This window comes from Pseudomonas agarici (assembly GCF_001543125.1).
Taxonomy (GTDB): domain Bacteria; phylum Pseudomonadota; class Gammaproteobacteria; order Pseudomonadales; family Pseudomonadaceae; genus Aquipseudomonas; species Aquipseudomonas agarici.
This window is the reverse complement of the sequence record NZ_CP014135.1, coordinates 5,043,703-5,059,894: the sequence shown is the minus strand read 5'-3', so window position 1 is coordinate 5,059,894 and position 16,192 is coordinate 5,043,703. Positions and strand designations below refer to the sequence as shown.

The window sequence follows — 16,192 nt, the reverse complement described above, 5'->3', positions numbered from 1 at the left end:
TAGCTTGAATTGACAGAAGCCCGCCGGGCGCGGGCTGCTGTTTTGCGGCGCTGGTGGGCCTTCAGGTCTCGAGTTGCCGCAGGCGTTTGTACAAGGTATTGCGACTGACCCCGAGTTGTCGGGCCAGATGGGAAATATTCCCGCCGGAGGCCTTGAGCAACTGGTTCAGATCATCGACGTGTTCCAACGCGGGTTTGCTCTGCAACGGGATCGACTCCCTGCCGGTCAGGCCGAGATCGACGAAAAAATCATCCGGTAGATGTTCGGCGCGAATCGGCTGATCCTCGGCCATCGCCAATGCCACCTGAATCACGCTATCGAGCTGGCGGATGTTACCGGGCCAGGGGTGTCGGTCGAACAGCTCCAGTACCTCCCGGCTCAACCCGGCCCATTGCGGGCTTTCCCGATGCCGCTCCCAAATCTGCTGAAACAGCGCCTGTTTGTCGGTGCGCTCGCGCAAGGGCGGCAACTCCAGGGTCAGGCCGCCGATGCGGTAGTACAAGTCTTCGCGAAACAGACCGTTTTGGATCTGCTGGCGCAACGAACGGTTGGTCGCCGAAACCAGGCGAATATCCACCGGATAAGCCTCGCTGCCGCCCACCGGTTGCACACAGCGTTCCTGCAATACTCGCAGCAAGCGAGCCTGGGTCGGCAGCGGCATGTCGCCGATTTCATCGAGAAACAGCGTGCCCTTGTCAGCTTGGCGGATCAGCCCGATATGGCCTTTCTGGTTGGCCCCGGTAAAGGCGCCTTTCTCGTAGCCGAACAGTTCCGACTCCACCAACTCCGCCGGAATGGCCGCACAGTTCACCGCGATCAAGGGCTGTATGGCGCGTGAGCCAGCCTGGTGCAAGGCCTTGACGAAAACTTCCTTACCGACCCCGGTCTCGCCGTGGATCAGCAACGCAATGCCTTTTTCCTGCAGGCGTTGCGCCTGACGTATGGCTTTCTCCACCCGCTTTTCACCCCAATGCAGGCCCTTGAGGCTTGATCTGTCCGTCGTGGTCTCGGTTCGCGGCTTGGCTTCGGCAAATACCCGCGGCTTGATCGGACGGCACTGTGGCCGCTTGAGCAGGCAATGAAAGCGGTTGCGCCCCGAGGCTTGCAAGGCAAAGGGCAGGCCTTCGGGTTGGTTGAGCAGCTCCAGCAACGAGACATTGAACAGGCTATCGATGCCGACCCGTGCCAGGCGGATGCCCAGCAGGTTGTCCGCGCGGCGATTGGCCGAGAGCACCTGGCCGCTGTCATCGAAGATCAGCAGCCCGGCCCACTGGCTGTCGAGGTTGTTCAGGCCGGTATTGAACACCAGTTGGAACTGTTTGCCCTCGAACAGATTGAGGATCAGTCGGTTCTCCACCGTCTGGCTCATCATCTTGACGATGCCCAGGGTGTGGGAGGGTGGCAGGTAGCTGTCGCTGGACACATCCAGCACGGCAATGACCTGCCGGCTGGCATCGAAGATCGGCGCCGCGGAGCCGCTCATGAAGCGGTTGGCCTTGAGGAAGTGTTCATCGTGCTCGATATGCACCGCCTGCCCGCAGGCCAGGGCGGTGCCGATGGCATTGGTGCCGGTGCAGCGTTCCATCCAACTAGCCCCGGCGCTGAAGCCGCGCTGCAACTTGGGCTCGATAAACCGCTGGGTGCCCCAGGAGGTGAGGACCTGGCCCTGATTGTCGGCGAGCATGATCAGGCAGTTGGAATTACTGAGGATGTTCTCGTAGTACGGCAGCACTTCCTGATGGGTGGTCTGCACCAGTGCCTGTTGACTGTCGATCAGTTGCGCGACCTCGTGGGCCGGCAACTGATCGAACGCCGGCGCGCACTGGTGGCTCAAGCCGAAGCGGCGGCAGCGGCTCCAGGAGTCCTGGATGATGGTGTCGTGACTGAGAGGGGCAACGGCCATGGCTGTCGATCTCCTGGGTGCTTTATTGTTTTTGTTGTGGGCGGGCGCAATCGAGCCAAACAAGCATTCGTTTAGTGTTGTTCACTTGTGTTCATTGTCAACGCTCGAAGTGTTCATCTGTTCACTCGAGGTTGTTCATTTCTGTTCAGTCATGAACCCGCTATAGCCTTCGATCTTCACTGTCCGGGGCTCTGCTCCGAGGGGTTGCGCAGTGTTTTGCGTTTCTGGCACGGATGTCGCTCTGGCGGTTGAGCGATGTGTGGCATTTGCTTTCAATAATAAAAAGGTCGAGCCATGTCTTTAACGCTGGAGCGCGTCAGTCGTGTGGTCGAGGGGCAGGTCTGGATCGAGGAGGCGAGCCTGAGTTTCGAACCTGGGTCCTTCAATGTCCTGTTGGGGCGCACGCTGTCCGGCAAGACCAGTCTTATGCGCCTGATGGCCGGCCTGGACAAGCCCGACGGCGGACGGGTGCTGATGAATGGCGTGGATGTCACCGGGCGTGCGGTGCGCTTGCGCAACGTATCGATGGTGTACCAGCAGTTCATCAACTATCCGACCATGACGGTATTCGAGAACATTGCCTCGCCGCTGCGTCAGGCGCGGATGCCGGCGGAGCAGATCCAGGCCAAGGTGCTGGAAACCGCACGGATGCTACGCATCGAGAAGTTCCTGCAACGTCATCCGCTTGAGCTTTCCGGCGGCCAGCAACAGCGCACGGCGATGGCCAGGGCGCTGGTCAAGGATGCCGAGTTGATCTTGTTCGACGAGCCGCTGGTCAACCTCGACTACAAGCTGCGCGAAGAACTGCGCCAGGAAATGCGTGAGCTGTTCAAGGCACGCCACACCATTGCGGTGTATGCCACCACCGAGCCCAACGAGGCTTTGGCCCTGGGCGGCACCACCACCCTCGTCCACGAGGGGCGGATCATCCAGAGCGATAGTACGCCTGCGGTCTATCACCAGCCGCGAACGGTATTGGCGGCGCAACTGTTTTCCGAGCCGCCGATCAACCTGATGCCGGGCCGGATTCTCGGCAACGAGGTCAGTTTCGCCAACTTCGTGCATTTTCCGCTGAACGTCGACCTGTGTCCGGTTGGCGAAGGTGAATTCCGTTTCGGTGTACGGCCAAGCCATATCCGTCTGGTGCCGAGCAACGATGACGACTTGGAGCTGGCGGTGACCGTGGAGTTGGCGGAAATCAGCGGCTCGGAGACCTTTCTCCATGTGCGCAACGAACAGTTCCAACTGGTGCTGCATTTGCCTGGGGTGCATGCCTACGACGTCGATGCGTCGATCCGTATCTACATCCCGACTCACAAACTCTTTGTGTTCGACGCACAGGGCCAACTGGTCTAGGCGCCGGGTCGACGTGTGGCGAGGGTTGCCTGATGGCGCGGATCCAGTTACGAAACCTGGCCCACAGCTACAGCCAGAACCCAACCGGTGCCGAAGATTATGCCATTCACGAGATGAACCATATCTGGGAGCAGGGCGGTGCCTATGCGCTGCTGGGGCCATCGGGGTGTGGCAAGTCGACCCTGCTCAATATCATTTCCGGGCTGCTCAGCCCATCGCAGGGGCAGGTGCTGTTCGACACCACGGTAGTCAACGCACTGAGCCCGGAAAAACGCAATATTGCCCAGGTGTTCCAGTTCCCGGTGGTCTACGACACCATGACGGTGTTCGACAACCTGGCCTTTCCCTTGCGCAACCAGGGTATGACCGAATCGCGGGTGTTGAGCAAGGTTCAGGAAATCGCCGAGGTGCTCGACCTGCAACCGCTGTTGCAACGTAAGGCCAGCAACCTGAGTGCCGATGAAAAGCAGAAGGTTTCGATGGGGCGTGGGTTGGTACGCGACGATGTCTCGGCGATTCTCTTCGACGAGCCGTTGACGGTGATCGACCCGCACTTGAAGTGGAAGCTGCGACGCAAGCTCAAGCAGATCCACGAGCAATTCAATATCACCATGGTCTACGTGACCCACGACCAATTGGAGGCTTCGACCTTTGCCGACAAGATCGCCGTGATGTATGGCGGGCAGATCGTCCAGTTCGGCACGCCACGGGAGTTGTTCGAGCGGCCCAGCCATACCTTTGTCGGCTATTTCATCGGCAGCCCTGGGATGAACCTGATCGACGTGCAGCCCAGGCTCGGTGGCGTCGGTTTTGCCAATACCCATCTGGAGTTGTCCGAAGCCTTGCGGCAGCGGATTGCCGCCGGTGGTTGGCGCCGCCTGCAAGTCGGCATTCGCCCCGAGTTCGTGCGTGTCTGGGATGAGGCTTACGAGGAAGCGTTGTGTGCCCAAGTCCGACATATCGAGGATCTTGGAACCTACAAGATCATGACCCTCGACCTGGATGGCCAGATGCTCAAGGTCCGCCTGCAGGAAGACAAACCGGTGCCGCAAGGCAAGGCCTGGATCAGTTTCCCGGCGCAATGGTTGATGGTCTATGCCGATGATCGGCTGTTGGAGGTCAACCCATGAACAAGGTGCGCAACAACAAGGCCTGGTGGCTGGTATTGCCGGTTTTCCTGCTGGTGGCGTTCAGTGCGGTGGTGCCGATGATGACGGTGGTCAACTATTCGGTACAGGACATCTTCGACCAGTCCAGTCGCTACTTTGTCGGTGCCGACTGGTATCGGCAGGTGCTACGGGACCCACGCCTGCACGATTCGCTGCTGCGCCAGTTCATCTATTCAGCCTGTGTGCTGGCGATCGAGATTCCGCTGGGTATCGCCATCGCCCTGACCATGCCGACCAAGGGGCGCTGGTCCTCGCTGGTGCTGATCGTGCTGGCGATTCCGCTGCTGATCCCGTGGAACGTGGTGGGGACCATCTGGCAGATCTTTGGCAGGGCGGATATCGGGCTGCTGGGCTGGACCCTCAATGCCCTGGGTTTGAACTACAACTATGCGGCCAACACCATGGACGCCTGGGTCACGGTGCTGGTGATGGATGTCTGGCACTGGACGTCGCTGGTGGCATTGCTCTGCTACTCGGGGCTGCGGGCGATTCCGGATGTCTATTACCAGGCGGCGCGCATCGACCGGGCCTCGGCCTGGGCGGTGTTCCGATATATCCAACTGCCGAAGATGAAGAGCGTGTTGTTGATCGCGGTGATGCTGCGCTTCATGGACAGTTTCATGATCTACACCGAACCCTTCGTGCTGACAGGCGGCGGGCCGGGCAATGCCACCACCTTCCTCAGCCAGACCCTGACTCAGATGGCTATCGGCCAATTCGACCTGGGACCGGCGGCGGCGTTTTCGCTGGTGTACTTCCTGATCATCCTGTTGGTGTCCTGGTTGTTCTATACCGCCATGACCCACGCCGATGCCAAGCGCTGAGGTTTGTCATGAACGCACGCAAGCTGGTTCCCTTGCTGATCTACATCCTGTTCCTGCTGGTACCCATTTACTGGCTGCTGAACATGTCGTTCAAGAGCAATACCGAGATCCTCGGCGGGCTGACTCTGTTTCCGCGCGATTTCACCTTGGCGAACTATCGGGTGATTTTCACTGACCCAAGCTGGTACAGCGGCTATATCAACTCGTTGTACTACGTCAGCCTCAACACAGTGATTTCCCTGACCGTGGCGCTGCCAGCGGCCTATGCGTTCTCACGCTATCGGTTTCTCGGCGACAAGCATCTGTTCTTCTGGTTGTTGACCAACCGTATGGCGCCGCCGGCGGTGTTCCTGTTGCCGTTCTTCCAGTTGTATTCGTCCATCGGCCTGTTCGATACGCCGATTGCCGTGGCCCTGGCGCATTGCCTGTTCAATGTGCCCCTGGCGGTGTGGATATTGGAGGGCTTCATGTCCGGTGTGCCGAAGGAAATCGACGAAACCGCCTATATCGACGGCTACAGCTTTGCCAAATTCTTCGTAAAAATCTTTGTCCCGCTGATTGGCTCGGGGATCGGTGTGACGGCTTTTTTCTGCTTCATGTTTTCTTGGGTCGAATTGTTGCTGGCGCGCACCCTGACGTCGGTCAATGCCAAGCCCATTGCGGCGGTGATGACCCGCACGGTGTCGGCCTCGGGAATTGATTGGGGGGTGCTGGCGGCGGCGGGCGTGCTGACTATCCTGCCCGGCGTGCTGGTGATCTGGTTTGTTCGCAACCATGTGGTCAAGGGCTTCGCCCTCGGTCGGGTCTGAGGAGTCGCATGATGGATTGGATGGCCTGGACCCCACTGACCGCTACCTTCTTCGGCGCTATCGCGTTGCTGCTGATCGGCATGACGGTCTGGGAACTGCGTTCACCGTGTATCGAGCGGCGAGGTTTTCTGCCGATCACCACCGGTCGTGGCGATCGTTTGTTTATCGGGCTCCTGCTCAGCGCCTTCCTGCATTTGCTGGTCATCGGTGTCACCGACTGGAGCCTGTGGATCGGGTCGTTGCTGGCCTTGGCATGGCTGTGGGTGGTGATGCGTTGGGGTTAGCCGGCAAGCACGGCGACTGGTTTCGGATCTCTTGGCAAGTGGGCTACGTGGAAATCATCTGGAGGTGTCTATGTTCTATAAAAACAATAAGCTTCGACATAGCGTGACGTTGGCTTCGATGCTGGCGCTCGGTGGCTTGAGCGCGACAGCCTGGGCGGATGCCTACGAAGACGCGGCAAAAAAATGGATAGGCGCGGAATTCAAGCCCTCGACCCTGACCCCCGAGCAGCAGCTCGCGGAGTTGACGTGGTTTATCAAGGCTGCCGAACCCTTTCGCGGAATGGATATCAAGGTGGTCTCGGAAACCCTGACCACCCACGAGTATGAATCCAAGACCCTGGCCAAGGCTTTTACTGAAATCACCGGGATCAAAGTGACCCATGACTTGCTGCAGGAAGGCGACGTGATCGAGAAGATCCAGACCCAGATGCAGTCGGACAAGAATATCTATGATGGCTGGGTCAACGACTCTGACCTGATCGGTACGCATTTCCGTTATGGCAAGGCACAATCGCTGGACGAACTGATGGCCAGCGATGCCGGCAAGCAAGTCACTTCGCCCACCCTGGATATCAAGGACTTCATCGGCCTGTCCTTTACCACCGCACCGGACGGCAAGGTCTACCAACTGCCGGACCAGCAGTTCGCTAACCTCTACTGGTTTCGTGCCGACTGGTTCGAGCGGGCGGATCTAAAGGCCAGGTTCAAGGCGAAGTACGGTTATGAACTAGGAGTGCCGGTCAACTGGTCGGCCTATGAGGACATTGCCAAATTCTTCAGCGAGGACGTCAGGGAGATCGATGGCAAACGCGTGTATGGCCACATGGACTATGGCAAGAAGGATCCGTCCCTGGGTTGGCGTTTCACCGATGCCTGGTTTTCCATGGCTGGCGGCGGCGACAAGGGTCTGCCCAACGGCTTGCCGGTGGATGAATGGGGGATCCGGGTAGAGGATTGCCATCCGGTGGGGTCGAGCATTACCCGCGGCGGCGACACCAACGGTCCGGCGGCGGTCTTCGCCACGCAGAAATACATCGACTGGCTCAAGGCGTATGCGCCTCCCGAGGCGGCGGGCATGACCTTCTCCGAGTCCGGGCCGGTGCCGTCGCAAGGCAATATCGCCCAGCAGATCTTCTGGTATACCGCGTTCACCGCCGACATGACCAAGCCGGGGCTGGCGGTGATGAATGCCGACGGCACGCCAAAATGGCGGATGGCGCCGTCGCCCAAGGGGCCTTACTGGAAAGAAGGTATGAAGCTTGGGTATCAGGATGTCGGTTCCTGGACCTTCCTTTATTCGACACCCGAGAAACAGCGCATGGCGGCCTGGCTCTATGCGCAGTTCGTGACCTCGAAAACCGTATCCCTGAAGAAAACCATTGTTGGCTTGACCCCCATTCGCGAGTCGGACATCAATTCCCCGGCCATGACCGAGCTGGCACCGAAGCTGGGTGGCCTGGTGGAGTTCTACCGCAGCCCGGCGCGGGTGCAATGGACGCCGACAGGCACCAACGTACCGGATTATCCGAAGCTGGCGCAGTTGTGGTGGAGCCATGTGGCCGAGGCCGTCACGGGTGAGAAGACCGCGCAGCAGGCGCTGGATGGCCTGGCCAAGGATCAGGACGCGATCCTGACGCGGCTTGAGCGTTCCAAGGCGCAGGAAAAGAGCGGTTGTGCGCCGAAGATGAACCCGCCAACCACCGCTGAGGAGTGGTACAGGAAGGGTGAGGCCGTCGGCGGTGCGCCGCAGCGCAAACTGGCCAACGAGAAGCCCAAGGGCGAGACCATTAATTACAACGAACTGCTGAAAAGCTGGGCGGACGCCCGCCAGTAATCAACTGCGGCTGTAAAACGACAAAGGCACCCAGGGGGCCTTTGTCGTCGATGGTCACTAATGGTGGTCAGACATGCAGCGACTCGGCCGCATACAGGGTATTTTCCAGCAGGCAGGCGCGGGTCATCGGGCCTACGCCGCCTGGCACCGGAGTGATCCACCCGGCGCGGGGCAGGGCCGTCTCATACACCACATCGCCGACCAGCTTGCCGTCTTCCTGGCGGTTGATGCCCACGTCGATCACGATGGCCCCTTCCTTGATCCACTCGCCCTTGACCAGTCCCGGTTTGCCGGCGGCTACCACTACCAGATCGGCACGGCCAACGTGGCCGGCGAGGTCCTGGGTGAAACGGTGGGTTACGGTCACGGTGCAACCGGCCAGCAACAGTTCCATGGCCATTGGCCGGCCCACGATATTCGATGCACCGACAATAACCGCATCCATCCCGTAAAGATCGGCCCCCGTGCTTTCCAGCAAGGCCATGATGCCTTTCGGGGTACAGGGACGCAGCAGCGGGATGCGTTGGGCCAGGCGACCGACGTTATAAGGATGAAAGCCATCCACGTCTTTATCCGGACGAATGCGCTCCAGCAACCTGGAGGCGTCCAGGTGTGCCGGCAGCGGCAATTGCAATAGCACGCCGTCGATGCTCGGATCGTCATTCAGGCGATCGATCAGATCGGTCAGCGCCTGTTGTGTGGTTTCGCCAGGCAAGTCATAGGCTTGGGAAATAAAGCCGACTTCTTCACAGTCCTTGCGCTTGTGCGAGACATAAACCTGAGAGGCGGGATCGCTGCCGACCAGAATCACTGCGAGGCCTGGCATACGCAGGCCCTGCTGGCGACGCTCGGCGACACGCTTGGCGATCTGCTGGCGCAGACGGGCGGCGATCGCTTTGCCGTCGATTAGTTGTGCAGTCATGACGCGTGATTAACCATCGAAAGGGGTTGAAAAAGAGTGCGCATTCTCGCACGCCATGACCCCAGGGCAAAGGCGCTTGGTCTGGTTATTCCCCTAACTCCTTTATATTTCTGAATTTTTTTTAGAAAATAGTTGACGGCCTTCAGGCTCACCTATAACATTCGTCGCACTTGTCGGGCACAGCCTAGCACTGGTTGAGAAGGTCGAGCAGAGTTGATGTTCAGCTGTGCAAGATTGAAGCACTTAGTTTGTAGTCGTAATAGAATGCAGATTAATAAGGCGCCCGTAGCTCAGCTGGATAGAGCATCCGCCTTCTAAGCGGATGGTCGCAGGTTCGAGTCCTGCCGGGTGCGCCATTAGGCAGCTTTGGCACAAGTAACGCAATATGGTGGGCGTAGCTCAGTTGGTAGAGCACAGGATTGTGACTCCTGTTGTCGTGGGTTCGATCCCCATCGTCCACCCCATATTCGGATAAAGACGCCAGATTAATGATCTGGCGTCTTTGCTTTAAGAGTTTGACCCGCGGACGTGGTGGAATTGGTAGACACACTGGATTTAGGTTCCAGCGCCGCAAGGCGTGAGAGTTCGAGTCTCTCCGTCCGCACCAATTAGCTTGAAATTAAGAACGGTGCAGTACCTGAAAAGGGGCTGCGCCGTTTTTGTTTCGGATGTCCCGGCAGCTCCAGTGATGTCGCCGGTTTGGGGCGGATAGGGTGGCATGCATCGGCATGGCCTTATTGTTGCTGGATGATACCGGTTCAACCTTCGGTCTGTCTGGCAGACCGATCGTCGGGGCACCGGCTGAGCAGTCCTTCTATATATATAGGCTGGCCGAGGCTGCGACGTGAGTGAATGCGTGTTGCCGGGCGGGCCGCCAACAGTCTGTTCCGGCAAATAATTGCCTGCTGTTTTTTACCCGTTTTCAGTAGGGTGACTTCTTGAGTATGACCCACTAGAATGCATGCCCTTGCTTCTGAGGTCGGAAACGGCCGGCTAACGTCTGTGCAACGAGGAATATCCATGCAAGTTTCTGTTGAAAGTACATCGGCTCTTGAGCGCCGCATGAGCATTACCGTGCCAGCTGAGCGCATCGAGACCCAGGTCAACAAGCGTCTGCAGCAGACTGCCCAAAAGGCCAAGATCGCTGGCTTCCGTCCTGGCAAGGTGCCAATGAGCGTGATCCGTCAGCGTTATGAAACTGATGCCCGTCAAGAAGCGGTGGGCGAGGTGATCCAGGCCTCCTTCTACGAGGCCGTGGTCGAGCAGAAGCTCAACCCTGCTGGCCAGCCTTCGGTCGAGCCCAAAGTGCTGGAAAAAGGCAAGGACCTGGAATACATCGCGACTTTCGAGGTGTTCCCTGAATTTACCGTTGCCGGTTTCGAGTCCATTGCGGTAGAGCGCCTGAGCGCTGAAGTGGCTGATGCCGACCTGGACAAGATGCTGGAAGTCCTGCGCAAGCAGAACACCCGTTTCGAAGTGGCCGAGCGTGCCGCCCAGAACGAAGACCAGTTGAACATCGATTTCGTTGGCAAGGTCGACGGCGAAGAGTTCGCTGGCGGTTCCGCCAAGGGCACCCAACTGGTCCTGGGTTCCAATCGCATGATCCCAGGCTTCGAAGATGGCCTGGTGGGCGCCAAGGCCGGTGAAGAACGCGTTCTGAACCTGACCTTCCCAGCGGATTATCAGAATCTGGACCTGGCGGGCAAAGTCGCCGAGTTCAGCGTGACCGTGAACAGCGTTTCCGCTCCGACTCTGCCTGAGCTGAACGAGGCGTTCTTCGCCCAGTTCGGTATCAAGGAAAGCGGTCTGGAAGGCTTCCGCGCCGAAGTTCGCAAGAACATGGAGCGTGAGCTGCGTCAGGCGATCAAGTCCAAGGTCAAGAACCAGGTGATGGACGGTCTGCTGGCCGCCAACCCGATCGAAGTGCCGAAGGCGCTGCTGGACAACGAAGTGAACCGCCTGCGCGTGCAGGCCGTTCAGCAGTTCGGCGGCAACATCAAGCCTGACCAACTGCCGGCCGAGCTATTCGAAGAGCAAGCCAAGCGCCGTGTGGTACTGGGCCTGATCGTGGCCGAAGTGGTCAAGCAATTCGACCTCAAGCCAGACGAAACCCGCGTTCGCGAACTGATTCAGGAAATGGCCTCGGCCTACCAGGAGCCAGAGCAAGTTGTGTCCTGGTACTACAAGAACGACCAGCAGTTGAACGAAGTTCGTTCGGTTGTGCTGGAAGAACAAGTTGTGGATACTGTTCTGCAGAAGGCGAATGTGACCGATAAATCGGTCTCCTACGAAGAAGCAGTCAAGCCGGTGGAAGCTCCACAAGCCGACTGATTTTCTGACTCGTTGGAAAATACCCACCATAAGCCAGCCTCGCGCTGGCTTATGCGTATTCAAGACATGACTATTTGGGAGTGACTGCAGAGCATGTTCCGTAATTCCTATATTCAGCAGAACTCTGATATTCAGGCCGCCGGTGGCCTGGTCCCGATGGTTGTCGAGCAGTCCGCTCGTGGCGAGCGCGCCTATGATATCTACTCGCGGCTTCTCAAGGAGCGGGTGATTTTCCTGGTGGGCCCGGTTGAGGACTACATGGCCAACCTGATTTGTGCGCAATTGCTGTTCCTTGAAGCGGAAAACCCGGACAAGGATATTCATCTCTATATCAACTCCCCGGGCGGTTCGGTGACGGCGGGCATGTCGATCTATGACACCATGCAGTTCATCAAGCCAAACGTGTCGACCACCTGTATCGGTCAGGCGTGCAGCATGGGGGCGTTCCTGCTAACGGCAGGTGCCCACGGCAAGCGCTTCTGCCTGCCCAACTCGCGTGTGATGATTCACCAGCCACTGGGTGGTTTCCAGGGCCAGGCGTCGGATATCGAAATTCATGCCAAGGAAATCCTCTTCATTCGTGAGCGGCTCAACACGTTGATGGCCAAGCATAGCGGGCGCACCCTTGAAGAAATCGAGCGCGATACCAATCGCGACAACTTCATGAGTGCGGAAGCTGCGAAGGCATACGGCCTGATCGATGAAGTGATCACCCAGCGCCCCGCGTAAAATAAGCAGCTCAAAATAGGGGTGGTCGGCTGCTCCGATCACCAGCGGGCTTGAAAAAGCCCGCAATAGCCTTCATCTTGTGCTGCAAGCCTATCGGATTTGGATCGAACGAATGACTGACACCCGCAACGGCGAGGACAACGGCAAGCTGCTCTATTGCTCCTTCTGTGGCAAAAGCCAGCATGAAGTACGCAAATTGATTGCCGGCCCCTCGGTCTTTATCTGCGACGAGTGCGTCGACCTGTGCAATGACATCATCCGTGAGGAGGTGCAGGAAGCACAGGCGGAAAGCAGCGCGCATAAATTGCCTTCGCCTAAAGAAATCAGCGGCATCCTTGATCAGTATGTGATTGGTCAGGAGCGTGCAAAAAAGGTTCTGGCAGTAGCGGTCTACAACCACTACAAGCGTTTGAACCAGCGTGACAAGAAAAATGACGACGTCGAACTCGGCAAAAGCAATATCCTGCTGATCGGCCCGACCGGCTCGGGTAAGACTCTGCTGGCCGAAACCCTGGCTCGTCTGCTGAATGTGCCATTCACCATCGCCGATGCAACCACCCTCACCGAGGCGGGTTATGTGGGCGAGGACGTGGAAAACATTATTCAGAAACTGTTGCAGAAGTGCGACTACGATGTGGAAAAAGCCCAGATGGGTATTGTCTACATCGATGAAATCGACAAGATTTCCCGCAAGTCCGATAACCCGTCGATCACTCGCGACGTTTCCGGTGAAGGCGTGCAACAAGCCTTGCTGAAGCTGATCGAAGGCACAGTGGCCTCCGTTCCGCCTCAGGGCGGGCGTAAGCACCCACAACAGGAGTTCTTGCAGGTCGATACCCGCAACATCCTGTTTATCTGCGGTGGAGCGTTCTCGGGCCTGGAAAAGGTCATCCAGAACCGCTCGACCAAGGGTGGCATCGGCTTCAGCGCCGAAGTGCGTAGCAAGGAAGAAGGCAAGAAGGTGGGGGAGTCCCTGCGTGAAGTCGAACCTGACGATCTGGTCAAGTTTGGTCTGATCCCGGAATTCGTCGGCCGCCTGCCGGTCCTGGCCACGCTGGACGAACTGGATGAGGCGGCACTGATGCAGATCCTCACCGAACCGAAGAACGCGTTGACCAAGCAATACGCCAAGTTGTTCGAAATGGAAGGAGTTGACCTCGAGTTTCGTACCGATGCGCTGAAATCCGTGGCCAAGCGTGCCCTGGAGCGCAAGACGGGAGCTCGTGGCCTGCGTTCGATCCTCGAAGGCGTCTTGCTCGATACCATGTACGAAATTCCCTCGCAGTCCGAGGTGAGTAAGGTGGTGATTGACGAAAGCGTTATAGAAGGCAAGTCCAAGCCGTTGTATATCTATGAAAACAACGAACCGACCGCCAAGGCCGCACCTGACGCGTAAGTGTTACAGCGTGTGACCTAAAAGGGGGCCTTCTGGCCCCTTTTGCTTTTCCTGCCCCTTTGCTTTTCCTGATAGGGTGCTTGTTTTTTTTCCAAGCAGCCCCCATCTTGGGTCCAAGCTTACTTTCATCCGTTTACGGCCTTATGGCCGCCGTAGAGGCGAAATCATGAAGACAACCATCGAATTGCCTCTCCTGCCATTGCGTGATGTCGTGGTGTATCCGCACATGGTTATCCCGCTGTTCGTGGGGCGCGAGAAGTCTATCGAAGCTCTCGAAGCCGCGATGATGGGCGACAAGCAGATCCTGCTGTTGGCCCAACGTAATCCCGCCGATGATGACCCGGGCGAAGAGGCATTGTATCGAGTCGGTACCGTGGCTACCGTCCTGCAACTGCTCAAGCTACCCGATGGTACCGTCAAGGTGCTTGTGGAAGGCGAGCAGCGCGGCACCGTCGAGCTTTTTAGCGAAGTCGATGGCCACTGCCGTGCGCAAGTGGCGCTGATCGAAGAGACCGATGCACCGGACCGAGAGTCCGAAGTCTTCGTGCGCAGCCTGTTGTCGCAGTTCGAGCAGTATGTGCAACTGGGCAAAAAGGTGCCGGCCGAGGTTTTGTCCTCGTTGAACAGTATCGATGAGCCAAGCCGCCTGGTCGATACCATGGCCGCTCACATGGCGCTGAAGATCGAGCAGAAACAGGAAATTCTTGAAATCGTCGAACTGCCGGCCCGTGTCGAACACGTCCTGGCATTGTTAGATGCTGAAATCGACCTGCTGCAGGTTGAAAAACGCATCCGTGGCCGCGTCAAGAAGCAAATGGAGCGTAGCCAGCGCGAGTACTACCTGAATGAGCAGATGAAGGCCATTCAGAAAGAGCTGGGCGATGGCGACGAAGGCCATAATGAAATCGAAGAGCTGAGAAAGCGGATCGATGCCGCCGGCCTGCCCAAAGATGCCCTGACCAAGGCCCAGGCCGAGCTGAACAAGCTCAAGCAGATGTCGCCGATGTCGGCTGAGGCCACGGTCGTGCGTTCCTACCTCGACTGGCTGGTGCAGGTGCCCTGGAAGGCCCAAAGCAAAGTGCGCCTGGACCTTAAGCGGGCCGAGGATATTCTCGATGCCGATCATTATGGTCTGGATGAAGTCAAGGAACGGATTCTCGAATACCTCGCCGTGCAGAAGCGCGTGAAGAAGATTCGTGGCCCGGTATTGTGCCTGGTCGGCCCTCCGGGAGTGGGTAAAACCTCCCTGGCTGAGTCGATTGCCCATGCGACCAACCGTAAGTTCGTGCGTATGGCCCTTGGTGGAGTGCGTGACGAGGCGGAAATTCGTGGTCATCGGCGAACTTATATCGGTTCGATGCCAGGAAGATTGATACAAAAGATGACAAAGGTGGGGGTGCGCAACCCACTGTTCCTGCTCGATGAAATTGACAAGATGGGCAGCGATATGCGTGGCGATCCGGCCTCGGCTCTGTTGGAGGTCCTGGACCCCGAGCAGAACCACAATTTCAACGATCATTACCTGGAAGTCGACTACGATCTGTCTGATGTAATGTTCCTCTGCACCTCCAACTCGATGAACATTCCGCCAGCGCTACTGGATCGGATGGAAGTGATCCGCCTGCCGGGTTACACCGAGGACGAGAAGATCAATATCGCCACTAAGTACCTGTCTCCCAAGCAGATTCAGGCCAATGGCCTGAAGAAAGGTGAGTTGGAATTCGAGGTCGAGGCGATCCGTGACATCATCCGTTACTACACCCGCGAAGCCGGTGTACGCGGGCTGGAACGGCAGATTGCCAAGGTCTGTCGCAAGGCGGTCAAGGAGCACGCACTGGAAAAACGCTTCACGGTGACGGTGACTGCCGACCTGCTGGAACACTTCCTGGGCGTGCGCAAATTCCGCTATGGCCTGGCCGAACAGCAGGACCAGATCGGTCAGGTGACCGGCCTGGCCTGGACGCAGGTGGGAGGCGAACTGCTGACCATCGAAGCAGCGGTGGTACCGGGCAAGGGGCAGTTGATCAAGACCGGTTCGCTGGGTGATGTCATGGTCGAATCGATCACCGCGGCCCTCACCGTTGTACGCAGCCGGGCCAAGAGCCTGGGCATCCCGCTGGATTTCCATGAGAAGCGCGACACTCATATACACATGCCAGAAGGGGCCACGCCCAAAGACGGTCCTAGCGCCGGTGTAGGCATGTGCACGGCGTTGGTGTCGGCCTTGACGGGTATCCCTGTGCGCGCAGATGTTGCGATGACCGGCGAAATCACGCTGCGAGGCCAAGTGTTGGCGATTGGTGGTTTGAAGGAAAAATTGCTCGCCGCTCACCGTGGTGGGATTAAGATTGTGATTATTCCAGAAGAAAATGTGCGCGATCTGAAGGAAATTCCTGACAATATCAAACAGGATCTTCAGATCAAGCCAGTTAAATGGATTGACGAAGTCCTGCAAATTGCGCTGCAATACGCGCCGGAGCCCTTGCCAGATGTGGTTCCGGAGATCGTCGCGAAGGATGAGAAGCGCGATTCGGACTCCAAGGAAAGAATCAGTACCCATTAATAGAGATCATCCATAGAGATCCGGCCTGGGTGAGCTTCCTTGACAGCTTTTTAGAGCCCTTGTTATAAAGCG

The 16,192-nt window shown here is 57.9% G+C and carries 12 protein-coding genes and 3 tRNA genes; 13 read left to right on the top strand and 2 right to left on the bottom strand.

The features are described 5' to 3' along the window. Positions 1-61: 61 nt before the first annotated feature. Complete coding sequence (locus tag AWM79_RS22120) at positions 62-1,903, bottom strand: sigma-54-dependent Fis family transcriptional regulator (RefSeq protein ID WP_060783788.1); 1,842 nt, start codon at positions 1,901-1,903, stop codon at positions 62-64. 294 nt (positions 1,904-2,197) lie between these two features. On the opposite strand from AWM79_RS22120, the gene AWM79_RS22115 reads away from it, so the two are divergent. The 6 genes from AWM79_RS22115 (at position 2,198) to AWM79_RS22090 (ending at position 8,179) form a co-directional block, all read left to right on the top strand. Next, entirely contained in the window at positions 2,198-3,259 is a 1,062-nt protein-coding gene (locus tag AWM79_RS22115) for an ABC transporter ATP-binding protein (RefSeq protein ID WP_060783787.1), read from the top strand. 32 nt (positions 3,260-3,291) lie between these two features. Further along, positions 3,292-4,389, top strand: a complete 1,098-nt coding sequence (locus AWM79_RS22110) for an ABC transporter ATP-binding protein (RefSeq protein ID WP_060783786.1) — start codon at positions 3,292-3,294, stop codon at positions 4,387-4,389. After that, positions 4,386-5,252, top strand: coding sequence for a carbohydrate ABC transporter permease (locus AWM79_RS22105; RefSeq protein ID WP_017134095.1), 867 nt, complete (start codon positions 4,386-4,388; stop codon positions 5,250-5,252). Before AWM79_RS22110 ends, AWM79_RS22105 begins: the two co-directional genes overlap by 4 nt. Before the next feature lie 8 nt (positions 5,253-5,260). Next, entirely contained in the window at positions 5,261-6,061 is an 801-nt protein-coding gene (locus AWM79_RS22100; RefSeq protein WP_017134094.1) for a carbohydrate ABC transporter permease, read from the top strand. Positions 6,062-6,072: 11 nt separating this feature from the next. Beyond that, on the top strand, positions 6,073-6,345 hold the full coding sequence (locus AWM79_RS22095) for a DUF2160 domain-containing protein (protein ID WP_017134093.1): 273 nt from the start codon (positions 6,073-6,075) through the stop codon (positions 6,343-6,345). A gap of 70 nt (positions 6,346-6,415) precedes the next feature. Next, on the top strand, positions 6,416-8,179 hold the full coding sequence (locus tag AWM79_RS22090; RefSeq protein WP_060783785.1) for an ABC transporter substrate-binding protein: 1,764 nt from the start codon (positions 6,416-6,418) through the stop codon (positions 8,177-8,179). Positions 8,180-8,246: 67 nt separating this feature from the next. On the opposite strand, the gene folD is transcribed toward AWM79_RS22090, so the two are convergent. Continuing rightward, positions 8,247-9,101, bottom strand: coding sequence for a bifunctional methylenetetrahydrofolate dehydrogenase/methenyltetrahydrofolate cyclohydrolase FolD (gene folD, locus AWM79_RS22085; RefSeq protein WP_017134092.1), 855 nt, complete (start codon positions 9,099-9,101; stop codon positions 8,247-8,249). Positions 9,102-9,380: 279 nt separating this feature from the next. Here folD and AWM79_RS22080 point away from each other — a divergent pair. From AWM79_RS22080 to lon, 7 genes are all read left to right on the top strand, one after another. Continuing rightward, positions 9,381-9,457, top strand: a tRNA-Arg gene (locus tag AWM79_RS22080). Positions 9,458-9,489: 32 nt separating this feature from the next. After that, positions 9,490-9,565 (top strand) — tRNA-His (locus AWM79_RS22075). A gap of 58 nt (positions 9,566-9,623) precedes the next feature. Then, positions 9,624-9,708: transfer RNA gene (locus AWM79_RS22070), tRNA-Leu, on the top strand. A gap of 413 nt (positions 9,709-10,121) precedes the next feature. Further along, positions 10,122-11,432, top strand: a complete 1,311-nt coding sequence (gene tig / locus AWM79_RS22065) for a trigger factor (protein ID WP_026013422.1) — start codon at positions 10,122-10,124, stop codon at positions 11,430-11,432. Positions 11,433-11,525: 93 nt separating this feature from the next. Further along, the gene (clpP, locus tag AWM79_RS22060) at positions 11,526-12,161 is read left to right on the top strand and encodes an ATP-dependent Clp endopeptidase proteolytic subunit ClpP (RefSeq protein WP_017134090.1); all 636 of its coding nucleotides are present in this window, start codon (positions 11,526-11,528) and stop codon (positions 12,159-12,161) included. A 112-nt stretch (positions 12,162-12,273) separates the two neighbouring features. Continuing rightward, positions 12,274-13,557 (top strand): ATP-dependent Clp protease ATP-binding subunit ClpX, encoded by a 1,284-nt coding sequence (clpX, locus tag AWM79_RS22055; RefSeq protein WP_017134089.1) that lies wholly within the window; start codon positions 12,274-12,276, stop codon positions 13,555-13,557. A gap of 166 nt (positions 13,558-13,723) precedes the next feature. Next, positions 13,724-16,120, top strand: a complete 2,397-nt coding sequence (gene lon, locus AWM79_RS22050; RefSeq protein WP_017134088.1) for an endopeptidase La — start codon at positions 13,724-13,726, stop codon at positions 16,118-16,120. Positions 16,121-16,192: the final 72 nt, after the last annotated feature.

Coding starts and splice junctions, on each gene's coding strand:
- AWM79_RS22120 (WP_060783788.1), bottom strand. CDS start 1,903: ATGGCCGTTGCCCCTCTCAGTCACGACACCATCATCCAGGACTCCTGG.
- AWM79_RS22115 (WP_060783787.1), top strand. CDS start 2,198: ATGTCTTTAACGCTGGAGCGCGTCAGTCGTGTGGTCGAGGGGCAGGTC.
- AWM79_RS22110 (WP_060783786.1), top strand. CDS start 3,292: ATGGCGCGGATCCAGTTACGAAACCTGGCCCACAGCTACAGCCAGAAC.
- AWM79_RS22105 (WP_017134095.1), top strand. CDS start 4,386: ATGAACAAGGTGCGCAACAACAAGGCCTGGTGGCTGGTATTGCCGGTT.
- AWM79_RS22100 (WP_017134094.1), top strand. CDS start 5,261: ATGAACGCACGCAAGCTGGTTCCCTTGCTGATCTACATCCTGTTCCTG.
- AWM79_RS22095 (WP_017134093.1), top strand. CDS start 6,073: ATGGATTGGATGGCCTGGACCCCACTGACCGCTACCTTCTTCGGCGCT.
- AWM79_RS22090 (WP_060783785.1), top strand. CDS start 6,416: ATGTTCTATAAAAACAATAAGCTTCGACATAGCGTGACGTTGGCTTCG.
- folD (WP_017134092.1), bottom strand. CDS start 9,101: ATGACTGCACAACTAATCGACGGCAAAGCGATCGCCGCCCGTCTGCGC.
- tig (WP_026013422.1), top strand. CDS start 10,122: ATGCAAGTTTCTGTTGAAAGTACATCGGCTCTTGAGCGCCGCATGAGC.
- clpP (WP_017134090.1), top strand. CDS start 11,526: ATGTTCCGTAATTCCTATATTCAGCAGAACTCTGATATTCAGGCCGCC.
- clpX (WP_017134089.1), top strand. CDS start 12,274: ATGACTGACACCCGCAACGGCGAGGACAACGGCAAGCTGCTCTATTGC.
- lon (WP_017134088.1), top strand. CDS start 13,724: ATGAAGACAACCATCGAATTGCCTCTCCTGCCATTGCGTGATGTCGTG.